Source organism: Nocardia testacea NBRC 100365 (assembly GCF_000308775.1).
In the GTDB taxonomy this organism is placed as follows: Bacteria; Actinomycetota; Actinomycetes; order Mycobacteriales; family Mycobacteriaceae; genus Nocardia; species Nocardia testacea.
Map to the genome: position 1 here is coordinate 1 of NZ_BAGJ01000033.1, position 13,755 is coordinate 13,755.

17 protein-coding genes and 1 pseudogene are annotated in these 13,755 nt (G+C 66.8%); 12 read left to right on the forward strand and 6 right to left on the reverse strand.

Annotated features, from left to right (window positions below; translation table 11 throughout):
- From ON38_RS04345 to ON38_RS04380, 8 genes and pseudogenes are all read left to right on the forward strand, one after another.
- Positions 1-431: pseudogene (locus ON38_RS04345) on the forward strand (hypothetical protein); the annotation flags it as partial.
- 151 nt (positions 432-582) lie between these two features.
- Positions 583-1,026: a 50S ribosomal protein L13 gene (rplM, locus tag ON38_RS04350; protein WP_030522249.1), complete on the forward strand. Its 444-nt coding sequence runs from the start codon at positions 583-585 to the stop codon at positions 1,024-1,026.
- Between the two features lie 74 nt (positions 1,027-1,100).
- Complete coding sequence (gene rpsI / locus ON38_RS04355; RefSeq protein WP_435828334.1) at positions 1,101-1,535, forward strand: 30S ribosomal protein S9; 435 nt, start codon at positions 1,101-1,103, stop codon at positions 1,533-1,535.
- A 195-nt stretch (positions 1,536-1,730) separates the two neighbouring features.
- Positions 1,731-3,116 (forward strand): phosphoglucosamine mutase, encoded by a 1,386-nt coding sequence (gene glmM, locus ON38_RS04360; RefSeq protein WP_039822549.1) that lies wholly within the window; start codon positions 1,731-1,733, stop codon positions 3,114-3,116.
- A 137-nt stretch (positions 3,117-3,253) separates the two neighbouring features.
- The gene (locus ON38_RS04365; RefSeq protein ID WP_039822551.1) at positions 3,254-3,445 is read left to right on the forward strand and encodes a PspC domain-containing protein; all 192 of its coding nucleotides are present in this window, start codon (positions 3,254-3,256) and stop codon (positions 3,443-3,445) included.
- 361 nt (positions 3,446-3,806) lie between these two features.
- On the forward strand, positions 3,807-4,124 hold the full coding sequence (locus tag ON38_RS04370) for a hypothetical protein (protein WP_157181657.1): 318 nt from the start codon (positions 3,807-3,809) through the stop codon (positions 4,122-4,124).
- 3 nt (positions 4,125-4,127) lie between these two features.
- Positions 4,128-5,903, forward strand: a complete 1,776-nt coding sequence (locus tag ON38_RS37875) for a hypothetical protein (RefSeq protein WP_157181658.1) — start codon at positions 4,128-4,130, stop codon at positions 5,901-5,903.
- Positions 5,904-5,930: 27 nt separating this feature from the next.
- Positions 5,931-6,398, forward strand: a complete 468-nt coding sequence (locus ON38_RS04380; protein ID WP_051164363.1) for a hypothetical protein — start codon at positions 5,931-5,933, stop codon at positions 6,396-6,398.
- 58 nt (positions 6,399-6,456) lie between these two features.
- On the opposite strand, the gene ON38_RS04385 is transcribed toward ON38_RS04380, so the two are convergent.
- The 3 genes from ON38_RS04385 to ON38_RS33920 are packed head-to-tail and all read right to left on the reverse strand — an operon-like array spanning position 6,457 to position 8,348.
- Positions 6,457-7,347: a hypothetical protein gene (locus ON38_RS04385; RefSeq protein WP_039822557.1), complete on the reverse strand. Its 891-nt coding sequence runs from the start codon at positions 7,345-7,347 to the stop codon at positions 6,457-6,459.
- Positions 7,344-7,682, reverse strand: coding sequence for a type VII secretion target (locus ON38_RS04390; protein ID WP_039822559.1), 339 nt, complete (start codon positions 7,680-7,682; stop codon positions 7,344-7,346). The genes ON38_RS04385 and ON38_RS04390 overlap by 4 nt, the downstream gene beginning before the upstream one ends.
- A 3-nt stretch (positions 7,683-7,685) precedes the next feature.
- On the reverse strand, positions 7,686-8,348 hold the full coding sequence (locus ON38_RS33920; protein ID WP_157181659.1) for a YbaB/EbfC family nucleoid-associated protein: 663 nt from the start codon (positions 8,346-8,348) through the stop codon (positions 7,686-7,688).
- Between the two features lie 169 nt (positions 8,349-8,517).
- On the opposite strand from ON38_RS33920, the gene ON38_RS04400 reads away from it, so the two are divergent.
- Positions 8,518-8,964, forward strand: coding sequence for a hypothetical protein (locus tag ON38_RS04400; protein WP_157181660.1), 447 nt, complete (start codon positions 8,518-8,520; stop codon positions 8,962-8,964).
- 16 nt (positions 8,965-8,980) lie between these two features.
- On the opposite strand, the gene ON38_RS04405 is transcribed toward ON38_RS04400, so the two are convergent.
- Together ON38_RS04405 and ON38_RS04410 are read right to left on the reverse strand one after the other, a co-directional pair.
- On the reverse strand, positions 8,981-9,277 hold the full coding sequence (locus ON38_RS04405; RefSeq protein WP_157181661.1) for a hypothetical protein: 297 nt from the start codon (positions 9,275-9,277) through the stop codon (positions 8,981-8,983).
- On the reverse strand, positions 9,274-9,489 hold the full coding sequence (locus ON38_RS04410) for a hypothetical protein (RefSeq protein WP_039822565.1): 216 nt from the start codon (positions 9,487-9,489) through the stop codon (positions 9,274-9,276). Before ON38_RS04410 ends, ON38_RS04405 begins: the two co-directional genes overlap by 4 nt.
- 389 nt (positions 9,490-9,878) lie before the next feature.
- Between ON38_RS04410 and ON38_RS34645 the strand changes: the two genes are divergently transcribed.
- Together ON38_RS34645 and ON38_RS04425 are read left to right on the forward strand one after the other, a co-directional pair.
- Positions 9,879-10,682: a helix-turn-helix domain-containing protein gene (locus ON38_RS34645; protein WP_157181662.1), complete on the forward strand. Its 804-nt coding sequence runs from the start codon at positions 9,879-9,881 to the stop codon at positions 10,680-10,682.
- The gene (locus tag ON38_RS04425; RefSeq protein ID WP_039822566.1) at positions 10,675-10,875 is read left to right on the forward strand and encodes a DUF397 domain-containing protein; all 201 of its coding nucleotides are present in this window, start codon (positions 10,675-10,677) and stop codon (positions 10,873-10,875) included. Before ON38_RS34645 ends, ON38_RS04425 begins: the two co-directional genes overlap by 8 nt.
- 68 nt (positions 10,876-10,943) lie before the next feature.
- Here ON38_RS04425 and ON38_RS04430 read toward each other — a convergent pair whose 3' ends face one another.
- The gene (locus ON38_RS04430; protein ID WP_039822568.1) at positions 10,944-11,828 is read right to left on the reverse strand and encodes an alpha/beta hydrolase; all 885 of its coding nucleotides are present in this window, start codon (positions 11,826-11,828) and stop codon (positions 10,944-10,946) included.
- 36 nt (positions 11,829-11,864) lie between these two features.
- On the opposite strand from ON38_RS04430, the gene glmS reads away from it, so the two are divergent.
- Positions 11,865-13,748, forward strand: coding sequence for a glutamine--fructose-6-phosphate transaminase (isomerizing) (gene glmS, locus ON38_RS04435; protein ID WP_039822569.1), 1,884 nt, complete (start codon positions 11,865-11,867; stop codon positions 13,746-13,748).
- Positions 13,749-13,755 lie beyond the last annotated feature (7 nt).

A 13,755-nucleotide genomic window follows, 5' to 3' on the forward strand; every position in this document is an offset into this window, starting at 1 on the left:
AGATGAAGGACAACTTGTTCGGCGCCCACGCCGTCATCGGCGTCGCGGCGCTCGCCGCCACGGCATGGGGCGCGGACGGGGCGGGGACGGCCCAGGCCCACGCCGGAACCGAACCGGCGATCAACGCGACAGCGGTACCCGGTGCCGCGGTGGCAACGGTGACGGCCGGCTGTGTGCCGATGCCGCGGATCACCGTCGAACCGCACGGCCGGTCCGCCCCCGGCGCCGATGACGCCGGTGGCCACCCGCTCTATGCCCGCGTTCCCACGGCTCCCGCCCCCGGGGATTCGGCGCGTCAGGCGGCACCGGAACCCGGAGCCGCCGGGGAAGGGGATCCGGCCGACTGCGCGGAGCCCGGTATCGACACTCTGCGCTATCTGGTGCCTGGTCTGCCGGGCATCGCCGATCCGGGCCCGCCCATCGATATCTGAGCAGCTTCCGGGCGGTTTCCCGGTGGCGATACCCGGCTGGTATCGTGACCGGCTGGTGTGTGGAACGCCGAGGCCCGGGTCTCAACCGGCCGCCGGGAACTCCTCGACCACGCACTGGGCCGGCAGCATCGACGACAGACAGGGAAGCACTGTGCCTACGTACAGCCCGAAGGCGGGTGACGTGACCCGGCAGTGGTACGTCATCGACGCCACTGACGTAGTGCTCGGCCGTCTTGCCGTGCAGGCAGCGAATCTGCTGCGCGGTAAGCACAAGCCGACCTACGCACCGCATATCGATGGTGGCGATTTCGTCATCATCATCAACGCCGACAAGGTCGCCATCAGCGGCAACAAGCGGCAGAACAAGCTCATCCACCACCACTCCGGGCATCCCGGCGGCCTGAAGTCCCGCACTGTCGGCCAGGTGCTGGACACGCGCCCCGACCGCCTGGTGGAGAAGGCCGTCAAGGGCATGATCCCCAAGAACAAACTCGGCAACGCGATCGCCGGCAAGCTGAAGGTGTACGCGGGCCCGACCCATCCGCACGCCGCTCAGCAGCCCGTTCCGTTCGAGATCAAGCAGGTGGCCCAGTGACCGCTCCCGAGGAATACACCGAATACGACGAAGCGGTCGTCGAAGACGCCGCCGGCGAGGTGCTGGATGAGGGCGTGGTCTACGACGACGACGCCGAGTTCATCGAGTACGCCGCCCCGCTGGACCGCCCGGTCCAGACCGTCGGCCGCCGCAAGGAGGCCGTGGTCCGCGTGCGCCTGGTGCCCGGCACCGGCAATTTCGTGCTCAACGGCCGCTCGATCGAGGATTACTTCCCGAACAAGGTCCACCAGCAGCTGGTGAAGTCGCCGCTGGTCACCGTCGAGCGCCTCGAATCCTTCGATGTGTTCGCCCGCCTGCACGGCGGCGGCCCCTCGGGTCAGGCCGGCGCGCTGCGCCTGGCCATCGCCCGGGCGCTGACCGTGGTCAACGCGGACGACCGTCCCGCGCTCAAGCGCGCCGGGTTCCTCACCCGTGACCCGCGTGCCACCGAGCGCAAGAAGTACGGCCTCAAGAAGGCCCGTAAAGCGCCGCAGTACTCGAAGCGCTGATATCGCCGATGCCGGCTGTCCACCCGCCACGTGTGGGTGGGCGTGCCGGTGTCGGTTCCGAGAGCAGGCGACCGGCCGGAGTCCGGTCGCCTGCTCTCGTGCTATATCTACCGCGGTGTTCGTCGGCCGGCCGTTCCGAGGGCAGTTTCGGCAGGGCACGCCGCGCGCTGTGGACTCACTGACGAGGGGCAAGGTATGGGACATCTGTTCGGCACCGACGGCGTGCGCGGGCTCGCCAACGATACGTTGAGCCCGGAGTTGGCGTTACGGGTTGCCGGGGCGGCGGCACAGGTATTGGGTGTGGACCTGCACACGGGTCACCGCAAGGTCGCGGTGGTCGGACGGGATCCGCGCGCCAGCGGAGAGATGCTGGAGGCCGCGGTGACCGCGGGTCTGACCGCCGCGGGAATGGATGTTCTACCGGTCGGTGTGCTGCCGACCCCGGCCGTCGCCTACCTGACGGCTCTGTACGACGCGAGCCTGGGCGTGATGATCTCCGCCTCGCACAATCCCATGCCGGACAATGGAATCAAGATCTTCGCGGCGGGCGGGCACAAGCTCGAGGACGCCGTGGAGGAACGTATCGAGGCCCGGGTGGCCGCGGGCGGGACGGATCGTCCCACGGGCGCGGCGATCGGCCGGGTACTCGGGGCCGCCGGGGCTCGGCAACCCGGTGCCGACCTGCCCGACCAGTTCGGTGTGGGCGGCACCCACGAGCGCTATATCGAGCATCTGGTGGAGGCCACCGGTCAGGACCTGAGCGGACTGACCGTCGTCGTGGACTGCGCGCACGGCGCCGCCTCGGAGGTCGGCCCCGCGGCATACCGCGAGGCCGGAGCGCGGGTCATCGCGATCAACGCGGACCCGGACGGGCTCAATATCAATGCCGACTGCGGGTCGACCCATATCGAACAGGTCCAGCGCGCGGTCCGGGAGCACGGCGCCGACCTGGGGCTGGCCCACGACGGCGACGCCGATCGCTGCCTGGCGGTGGACGCCGCGGGGAATGTGGTGGACGGTGACGCGATCATGGCGATCCTGGCCATCGGTATGCGTGACGCCGGCACTCTGGCCGGGAACACCCTCGTCGCCACTGTGATGAGCAATCTGGGGCTGCACCTGGCGATGCGCGCGGCCGGAATCACCGTGCGCACCACCGGTGTCGGTGACCGATACGTCCTCGAGGAACTCCGCGGCGGCGGTTACACCCTCGGCGGGGAGCAGTCCGGCCATGTGGTCTTCCCGCGCCACGGCACCACCGGCGACGGCATCCTCACGGGCCTGCAGCTCATGGCGCGGATATCGCGCACCGGCGCGCCCCTGGCCGAGCTGGCGAGTGTGATCCAGAAGGTCCCGCAGGTACTGGTGAACGTCCCGGTCACCGACAAGGTCGCGGTCACCGCCGACCCCGGGGTCCGCGAGGCCGTCCGCGCCGCCGAGGGGCAGCTCGGGGACACCGGGCGAATCCTGCTGCGCCCCAGCGGCACCGAACAGCTGGTCCGGGTGATGGTGGAAGCCCAGGATCACGAACGGGCCGAGCAGCTCGCCGAGGATCTCGCGAAACTGGTCGCGGCGGTCTGACCGGTCCGCGACTCAGGGATCCACCCTGAGCCGCGGCCCCCGGAAATCAGGGTGCCGATCGGTAGCGCTGCCGATGCGGGCCACCGGGCCGGGTGCGGATAGTGGACGGTGTAGCAACCGCGATCGAAAGGACCGCCATGACCGCCCCCGCACGCCGTTTCACCCGCTCCACCGCCGACAAGTGGATCGGCGGAGTCTGCGGCGGTATCGCCGAATACTTCGGCTGGAGCTCCGGAATCGTCCGGCTGCTGTTCGTCGTGTCGTGTGTACTGCCCGGCCCGCAGTTCCTCGTCTACCTGGCGCTGTGGATCTTCATGCCGAAGCGCTGATCGCGCCGGCTCGCGCCGATGATCTCCTGATCCCATCTCGTCAGCAGCCCCGTTCCCGTCCGGGAGCGGGGCTGCGCTGTATCGCCGTGGATGGAAAGATGAGCGGAACATCATCGTGGTCGAGCAGGGAGCGTGGTGGAGGACGATCGGCGACGACTCGGCCCGGAGTACCACCGAAGTCCCGACAGGACCGGGGGAACGGCGGCGGACGGACAAGGGGAACGGGAAAGTGATCGGAGTGCCGACCGCGCGGGGCAGGATGGAACCGATGTCCGAGCGGTCGCGTCGAATCGGGTAGGACGGACACCGCAGGGCCGATCGGGGGTCACCCGGGAGGGGCGGGGATACGGAGGGGAGACCCATGAGCACGGGTGATCGAACGGTCGGGATGCAGAGCGATGCCCTGGTGAGTCTGGCGAACAAGATGCGTACCAGTGCCGATGTGGTGAAGGAGCAGGCCGGTAGCGTCGCAGGCAGCGTGATCGCTCCCGCCGATACCGGCGCCGAGTACAAGAAGCAGGGGGATGCCCTGCACGCCGGCCTCGAGGCGGTGCGGCAATGGCTCGCGGATTGGTCCGAGGCCACGCAGCTCACCGGTGATGCGATGGGGCAGGCCGTGGTCGAATTCTCCACCGTGGACAAAGAGAACGCCGCGAACACCCAGCAGGCGGCGAGCTGAGCAATGGCCGACACCCCGAGCGCTGGCGCAACGGAGAATCGCAACTGCACCGAACTACTGGCAATAGGCTCGAAGGCACTGCGCTACTTCGAGATATTGGAAGTTCGGTACCTGCGATGGGTGGGTGACGCGACCCCGCCCGATTTCAAGCGGTATGCGGAGCTGCACAAACTCTTCTATCACCAGAACGGTCTGAACGAGGACGCATTCCGGCGGGCCGCCGTTACCTTGAAGACCGTGCTCGATCGAGTCGCCACCGAACGGAATCAGCAGGCCACTTTCGCCCAGACCCTCCCGACCGTGTGGTCGGGAGAGGCAGCGAGCCGGGCAGCGACCATGATCGCCACACAACTCCAGCTGTCCGAGGTCGATATCAATATCGTGCGCAAGGTCCACGAGGAAATGGACCCGGCCCCGCAGGCGCTGCGGCAGGCGGTGGCGATCAAGGCCAAGGCCGCCGAGGGAATATTGCTGGACGGTGATCCCGAGGTCGACGGTAAGAGCCCCGAGGATATCGACAGCATTATCACCGCGGCCAGGGGCTGGGGATGGAGCCTGAGCGGCAGCGACGACAGTCTGGTGGGCAAGATAAAGCGGATCTTCCCGGAGCTCGATATAAGTGCCGAGGACAAGGTGATCATCTACTCGGGCGACGAGGCCCAGAAGAAGATCAGCGATTTCTGTCATAAATGGTTGGATGAGAAATTCCGGGTGGACTACGAGTCGAACCTCAAAGAATTCGTGGATGCCTGCAACCAGACGAATCGGCAGGTCTCGGGTATCTACGACGAACTGGTGAAGGCCTTCACGGGCCTCAATGTGACGAAATATCCGTGCCCGAAGGTTTCGACGACTTCGCCGTCGCAGCCCGGCACTCCCGCCGGCACCGACCAGCCCAGCAGCACGGGGGCCCCGTCCACCACGACTACTCCCTCCACGACCACCCCGTCGACCACGACCACCCCGTCGACCACCAACACTCCGTCGACGACAGGCACGCCCTCGACCAACCTGGCCACTACCGACAACCCGCTGTCCACCCTCGCGCAACTGGGCACTCAGCTCGCTTCGTCGGGCCTCGGAACCCAGTTGTCCGAGGGGCTGAGCAGCCTGGTGAGTTCGGCGGGTCAGCAGATCGGCAGCACGCTCGAGGAACTGCGGGAACAGGCCGAGCAGGTGCTCGATCCGGACGGCGAGGACGAGCCGGACAGAGATCTCGACGGGGACGGTGAGCCGGACCAGGATGCGGACGGCGACGGAGAGCCCGATACGGACCTGGACGGCGACGGTATACCGGATGCCGATGTGAACGGTGACGGAAAACCCGACGAAGACCTGGACGGTGACGGAAAACCGGATGCGGACACCGACGGCGACGGAAAGCCGGACACCGATAAGGGTGTCGATTTCAACGGTAAGAACTACAAGCTCGAAGTCGGTTCCGATGGGCAGTTGAAACTCGTGGTGGACGATTCGGCGGGCGAGCCGGTCACCTACCGGGTCGAGGTCGGGCCGGACGGTACCCCGGTGATCGTCGGTGAGAAGAACCAGCCCGGTGCGACCGCGCCGCCCGCGACCGAGGAACCACAGCCCACCGGCCAACCGGCGGGTGTGCCCGGCGCACCGTCGGGAACCGAACAGGAAGACGGTGAGCACAAGCCGCGGAACTACCCGGTGCAGCAGCCCGAGGAAGACCCGGCCGAACCCGAGGACATCGCGCCGCCGCCGGCACCCGCGGTCGACACGGGTGCGCAGTTGGCCGAGGCGGGCCCGCTGTGACCACGGGCAGGAAGCGGTTGACGGTTCATGGGCACGATCGGCGAGGTGGGTATGGCCAGTGAAGTCGAACGGATCGGCGAGGAATGCCGGCGCTACGCCGACCGCATGGTGGAGCGGATGGCGGAGACCAAGCGGCGATCCGAGGCCCGCAGTCGGGAACTGACCGAGCAGGCAGCCGCCGAGATGCGGCAGTTCTGGCGGGAACTGGCGGAACGCGCCGACGACGCGGCAACCCGGGAACAGAACGAGCGAACCGGTTCGAACGAGCAGGTGCAACCGGCGGGCGAGCACGCCGCCGAGCGGCCGCCCGGAAGCGACTCGATCCGGATGCGGGAAGCCGGTACCGCGCGGCCGGTCGACGAGGAACTGCGTACTCGGCAGGAGGCCATCGCACGGTCGGCGGCTGCCCGGCGGAATCAGCGGGTCGTCACACCCGTCGACGACGACGGTGACGACGAGGCCCAGTACTACCGGCGCAACAGTTGGCTGGTCTGATCCGGGCTGCACGGCTGGTGATTCCGGAGCGTGGATCCCGCCATCGTCAGTAGCACAGCTAGGTGGCCGCCACGGGCTGCTCGCCGTCGCTGTTCAGTGAGTCCCACCAGGAGGAAATAAGGGGCGAGAGGTTTTGGAGGACCTTGGCGAGTGGCTCGCGATACGTGCCGAAACTGTAGATCACGTCCTTGAGTTTCTTCAGGTAGTTCATGGTGTCCAGGCTGCTCTTTGCCAGCTTCGCGAGGAAAGAGGCGATGACGTGCCCCGCCGCGGCACCGGCGGTAACCGCCAGTTCGATCGTGTAGCCGATGGCCGCGCCGAGTAGCGCCGCGATGATATCGCGGACCAGATCGCGGACGATGGCGACGACTTTCGACGCCAACTCCATCTGCTTGCTGAGCGAGGCGGCCACGGCCGCGGCGGAGTCGATCGCGGTGAGGATCTCTGCGGCATGGCTGCGGTACGCGTCGCCCGCACTACCGGACCACGTAGTGATGTCCTGCTCTATCGTGGCCACCCAGTCGTTCTTCATCGTTGTGAGCCGGCCCGAAATCGCCTGCCACGATTTCATATACCCCTCCACGATCGTGGGGTTGCCGGACAACTCCTCGTAGGCTTGCCTGAGGGGCTCGATATGCTCCAACATCCATTTCGCGACCTGGGTTCCCGCGAAACCGAACGGGTCCTTGATCGCGTCGGCAACGGAAGCTCCGACACCGGCCACCCCGAACAGCGCCTCACCGTAGTTGGCGTTTCGCAGGTTTCCGTAGATATCCCACGCGTCGCCCGCCACGGTGCCTTTGAGCACGCCCAGGCCGCCCGTATTCGGGTCTCCTTCGCGCCCGACATTGGACAGCCAGGAGACATCCTCCTGGAAGTAGGTATTGCTGTGGTGGGAATTCTTGTCGATCAGTTCGTTGGCGGGTGGCGGGACGTCGTCGAAACTCATGCGGATTCTCCGATCGCTGCCTGTAGTCCCTGCAGAGTCGTGGCGAAGGATCCATCTGCGTCTTCGAAGGATGTTGCCGTCGCCTTCAGCTTCTCCGGCACCTGAGCGGCACGCTCGGCGACTGCGCGGATCAACTCGATGTTCGATTGATGGTTGTCCTCGAAGAGCCAGGCCATCAGCGGCTGTAGCCAGGCGCCGTATCCGTCGTCTGCCGAGGCGAGATAGTTCGCAGCTTCGAGGCATTGGCCCAGGCCGGCCATGAGCGCCTCGACGCTGTCCGCATGTTTACGCACTTCCTCGGGATCGACCGAGACGCTGTCAGGCTTGTCGGTCATTGCTCACTCCAACCACGTTTTCCGGCGGTAGTACTCGTCCTCCTCGTCGGGTTCGTCCGGAGTGACAATCTGATCACGCACGGGTTTGCGCGGCGCCGGCGCTGTCGATCCCCACGCGGGTGGCGCCGGACGATCCCGGGCGGAATCCGGTTCGGTGGACTGCTGAGGAGCCTCGGAACCCCATGTGGGTGGCACCGGATGATGGGGAGAGGAAGACCGACCGACGTCCGCGGCCGGAGAACGGCCAGTCTGCGGAGCGGTGGAGGCCGGCGCCGCAGTCGAACTCGGATCCGGATCGGGGTCCGGGAAGCGCCGGTTGAACCCATCGACGAGCGCGGCACCTGCTGGATCATCGCCGACGACATCACGCACCAGGCCCGCGACGCCGGGCCCGAGCTTTCCTTGTGCCCGCCGCATACACGAGAGGATCTCGGCCGAGAGCCTCCGCGAATCCATCTCTCGCACACCCGGGGCCAGATCGATCGCTGTGGGAACCCCGCTACTGTCCACGGTGACGCTGACTCGTCCGCCGGCGCCCGATTCGGTCGCGGTCAGAGCCGTCATCCGCTCCTGTAACTCGGCGAACCGCTGAGCTCTGCGCTCCGCATCGGCGGCCATCTGCGCGAATCCCGCTATCGCGCGGTCCAGATCCATCTCGGCGGCCATCGACACCTTCCCCTGGCGGAACATCCCAGCTCGCCCGATCCATCGACGAAAGAACCCGAGCGCCAAACGCTTCGGCATCCTATGCCGGGTTGTCGGAACCGATCAATTCCGGTACGACCCCGATCCCGTCGAGAGCGACTCCGGCCGCCCGGTGTGCCATCATCGTCCGATGAGTTCGGGGGATACCTTCGGGTTGACGAGTACGCCTGCTTTCCTACCGGGATACCACGGGTCCGATGGAGACAAGCGGTATCCGTCACCACGCAAGCTGCGGTCGATGGGTGCCGCGTTGATCGACTTCATCCTGCTGTTCGGCCCGGCTGTTGTGCTGGGCGCACTGGTGGTGGCGCTGGGAATACCGAGAACGTACAGCTATGTGCTGCTGCCGATACCGTTCGCCATCATCGGAGGGAACTGGATTCTGCTGCGGAAATGGGTGCATGCGAGCGTCGGGAGCCTGGTCTTCGGGCTGGTGGAGATCCGCGGTCGTGACGGGGCGTGGCCCGGCTGGGGTGATGTGATGTCAGGACGCGCGCCGGGACACGACGGTGTGCCGAATACCGTAAAAGTCCGCCGCTGCGATATCCGGAGTCGAGGTCGCGCGTCGGACCGGTAGGTGCTGCCGAAACAGCTCATCGTGTCGATTCTTCGACCGGGCCATCGGAGCCGATGATCCGCGCCGCAGCGCGAACGGCCGCCCAATGCCGAATGCCTGCGATCCACGGCGCGGTCAGGTGCGGGACGACCAACACCTCAGCGCCGTTCTCGATAATGTGCTGTATGGCGATCAGTGCGGTGAGCTGGGAGGATTCGATGTCGGTGAACACCGTGTAGACGACTTCGAGCCCATAGCGGCTCGCCATCCGGTGGATTTCGCGACCGGGCGTATCCGGTCGGCACAATACGACGGTTCGCCGCAGTGCCGTCACGGTCGCGCCTGTTGCGTATAGCGGACCTCCAGGTCGTAGCGAGGGCAGCGGTGGTGTGCGTGCACATCCATCACCTGGTATGCGTGCGCGTAACCATGCATCGGCTCTTCGGATCTACAGCCGGCGGGGTGGTCGAGTGCCCGGAGTCCGGCGGCGATCCGTTCCATGAGCCCACGGTCGCGGTTGTGCCAGATCTGAAGGGTGGCGGCCATGGCCCGGTTGTATGGCCGCGGGTAGGCAGCGGGGGCGTCTCTGTCATGGGTGACCTCGTGGTGTTGTTGGTGTTCGTTGTGGCGGACAGGTCCGTATAGAGCTCGGTGGTTCTCATGTGGTCCGCATATTGGGGCCGGTCGGCTTCCCCGGGGCGGAGTCGCGACACCCATGGCGGATCGCCGTCCGCCTATCCGCGGACGACCGCAATCACTGATGCCGAGAACTCGAACTCGACCGCAGGAAGGGGCTCGTGAGGATGTTTGCGCCGGAGTCCTTGCTGCGGAGGTCCTGTCGGAAACCTCGGTGTCAGTCCTGTTCCGGTGCATCAATATTCGCTGCGCAATGGCGAAAGAGTCCACGGCGGCCAAGATGTATCTACGATGCAGCTATGCGCAGGCAGCGGCTGATGGACGCTCGCAAGAGCACTGGAAAGACCCAGGAACAGATCGCGGCTGAAGTGGGGGTGGACCGTACAACTCTGGGACGTTGGGAACGTAATGAAGGCACCCCGTATCCGTCTCAGCGGGCCCGCTACGCCGCGGCGTTGGGTGTCACCATGGAGGAGCTGACGGCCTTGCTGTCCGGTATTGCGGCAAGGTCCGAGGACTTTCCGGAATGGTTGTCGACATATTTCGGCATGGAACAGTCGGCCACCAACATACGAACCCACGAGCCCAGGGCGGTGTATGGCCTGCTGCAATGCCCGGCCTATATGGAGGCGCTGGTGAGCAGGGTGGGCGTGACGGGGGTTTCCGACACCTTTGTGCAACGCACCGTGGACCAGCGGCTGAATCGGCAGAAACGGGTACGGGCCGGTGAACTGGAACTCGATGTGATCCAGCCGGAAGCAGCGCTGCGTCTCCAGGTCGGTACCGCCGAGGTGATGGCCGAACAACTCGATACGCTGGCGGAACTATCCGAGTTGCCGAACGTTACGGTGCGGGTGACGAAGTTCGAGGCCGGTCAATACGAGGCTCGTCGCCTGAACGAGTTCTCGATTATGATGCATCCATGGGGATCGCCCCGGGTGCATATCGAGTGGTACGAAGGTGGTCGATTCATCACCGACGCCGATGAGGTGGCCTACTTCATCTCGGCGTTCGATCATGCCTCCCGGGTGGCGCTCAACCCGGTCGGGTCGCGTAAATTCATTCGTCGATTGGCTGATGGATGGAGACAGGGCGATGACTGACCATCTCGACTGGCGGGTTTCGTCATACACCGATAAGCACACGTGCGTGGAGGTTGCTGCCGCACCGACAGGCGAGATCCTGGTACGCAACTCGAACAACCGGGCCGCCGGCCATATCGCGTTCACCCGTGACGAGTTCTCGGCATGGCTCAAAGGTTGTAAAGCTGGAGAGTTCGACGACCTCGGGTTCTGAACCGCTGATTTCAGCTGATCATCGGAACAGCCGACAGGCGCCACACGGCGACTCGTTTCCGGTGCGTGTTACTTGCGCAGCGACCGGACCAGTTTGCCCACCGCCGCCGGGTCCGGGGTCGCCGCCGCCCGCCGGCTCTCTTCCTGCTCCAGCAGGGCGGCCGCCGGATCGATCACATGCGTGTGCTTGATCGAGGTCTCCGGGTCGGCGAGTGGTTTGTAGGTCTTGTCGCCGAGCAGGGTGTACAGCAGGTACCCGGTGAGCAGGGCGCGGGTGGCGCGGGACGTCTTTTCCTCGTGCTTGCCGCCACCGAGTGCGGCCAGCAGGCGGCGCCCCTCGGCGAGTCCGTTGTGGCCCGCGCCGTCGAGAGTGCGCAGGATCACCGGACCACCCCAGGCGGCGGCGAGGGGGACCGCGTCGGAGATCGGCGAATCGATATCGCTCACACCGGCCAGGATCAGGGCCGGGGCGTCGACTTCACCGGCCACCGAGGTGGCGGTGGGGGCGGTGGGCGCCGGGAAGAGGGGAGCCACCGCGGCCACCCGGCGCTGGGCGGCGGCGAGGACGGCCGCGCCCGCACCCATTCCGTGGCCGGCCAGCGCGAGGCGTTCGGGGTGCACGGTGAGGGTGCCGTCGCCCAGCCGGACCCCGGTGCAGATATCGAGGGTGGTGAGCAGGTCGGTGGCGAGGTTGAGATGGGAGGGCAGCGGGCCGCGCTCGGTATCGGGGGCGGCCGCCACGATGCCCCACGAGGCGAGGTGTTCGAGCAGTGTGCGGTAGTTGCCGGCGCCGTTGAGCCAGCCGTGGCCGAACGCGACCGCGGGTAGATCGCGGCCGGTCTCGGGCGTGTACACCACCCCGGGCTGCCCCGCGATGGCAAGATTGCCGCGGAGCACCCGGTGCGGGCCGCGGCTGGTCAGAGTGCTCAGAAGTGATTTCACAGACGCCGACACGACGAGAACGTTAGCCGATAAGTAGGCTGGGGAGCCATGTGCGGAATCGTGGGGTACGTCGGGTACCGGGACGCGTTGGGCGTCGTCGTCGCTGCCTTGCGCCGCATGGAGTACCGAGGTTACGACTCGGCGGGTGTGGCGATTCTCGACGGCGCCGGTGGCGTGGCGGTCGAGCGGCGCGCCGGGCGGCTGAGCAACCTGGAAGCGGCCCTGGACACCGCGCGCCCGGAAGAGTTCGCCGGCACCACCGGTATGGGGCATACGCGGTGGGCCACCCACGGCGCGCCGACCGACCGCAACGCCCATCCGCACCAGGATGTGAGCGGCAAGGTCGCGGTCGTGCACAACGGCATCATCGAGAACTTCGCCCAGCTGCGGCGGGAACTCGAGGACGCCGGTGTCGAACTACGCAGCGAGACCGATACCGAGGTCGCCGTGCACCTGGTCGCCCGGGCCTACGCCGACGGACCGACCGCGGGCGATTTCGAGGCCAGCACGCTTTCGGTACTCCGGCGGCTCGAGGGCGCGTTCACGCTGGTGTTCACACACGCCGACCATCCGGGAAAGATCATCGCGGCGCGGCATTCGACGCCGCTGGTCGTCGGTGTGGGCGAGAACGAGATGTTCATCGCCTCCGATCTGACCGCGTTCATCGAGCACACCCGCGAGGCGGTCGAACTCGGCGAGGGACAGGCCGTGGTGATCACCGCCGACGGCTACCGCGTCACCGACTTCGACGGTGCCACCGATGGGGTGAGCACCCGGCCGTTCACCATCGACTGGGATCTGGCCGCCGCCGAGAAGGGCGGCCACGACTACTTCATGCTCAAGGAGATCGACGAGCAGCCCGGCGCGGTCGCGGATACGCTCATCGGTCACTTCGACCAGACCCCCGGCCGGGACGGCCGGATCGTGCTGGACGAGCAGCGCCTCTCCGATCAGGAGTTGCGTGATGTGGAGAAGGTCTTCGTGGTGGCCTGCGGTAGCGCCTACCACTCCGGGCTGGTCGCCAAGTACGCCATCGAGCACTGGACCCGGTTGCCGGTGGAAGTGGAGCTGGCCAGCGAGTTCCGCTACCGGGACCCGGTGCTGGACCGTTCGACGCTGGTGGTCGCGGTCTCCCAGTCCGGCGAGACGGCCGACACACTGGAAGCTGTCCGGCATGCCAAGAGCCAGAAGGCCCGGGTGCTGGCGGTCTGCAATACCAACGGGGCGCAGATCCCGCGCGAATCCGACGCGGTGCTCTACACCCGGGCGGGGCCGGAGATCGGGGTGGCCTCCACCAAGGCGTTCCTCGCCCAGGTGACGGCGAACCTGCTGGTCGGGCTGGCGCTGGCGCAGGCGCGCGGTACCAAGTACCCCGACGAGGTGGCCCGCGAGTTCGCCGAGCTGGAGGCCATGCCGAAGCTGGTGGACCGGGTGCTGGAAACGGCGCCGCAGGTGCGGGCGATCGCCCGGGAGCTGGCGCGGGAGCGCACCATCCTGTTCCTCGGCCGCCATGTCGGCTATCCGGTGGCGCTCGAGGGTGCGCTCAAGCTCAAGGAGCTGGCGTACATGCACGCGGAGGGTTTCGCCGCGGGTGAGCTCAAGCACGGCCCGATCGCGCTGATCGAGGGCGGGCTGCCGGTGATCGTGGTGATGCCCTCGCCCAAGGGGCGCGGGGTGCTGCATTCCAAACTGCTGAGCAATATCCGCGAGATCCAGGCCCGCGGCGCACGCACGATCGTGATCGCCGAGGAGGGCGACGATCTGGTGCGCCCGTTCGCCGACGACCTGATCGAGATACCGTCCGCCCCGACGCTGTACCAGCCGCTGCTGTCGACGGTCCCGCTGCAGATCTTCGCCGCCGAGGTGGCGCAGGCCCGCGGCTACGACGTGGACAAACCGCGCAACCTGGCGAAATCCGTCACCGTGGAATAGCCGAGGG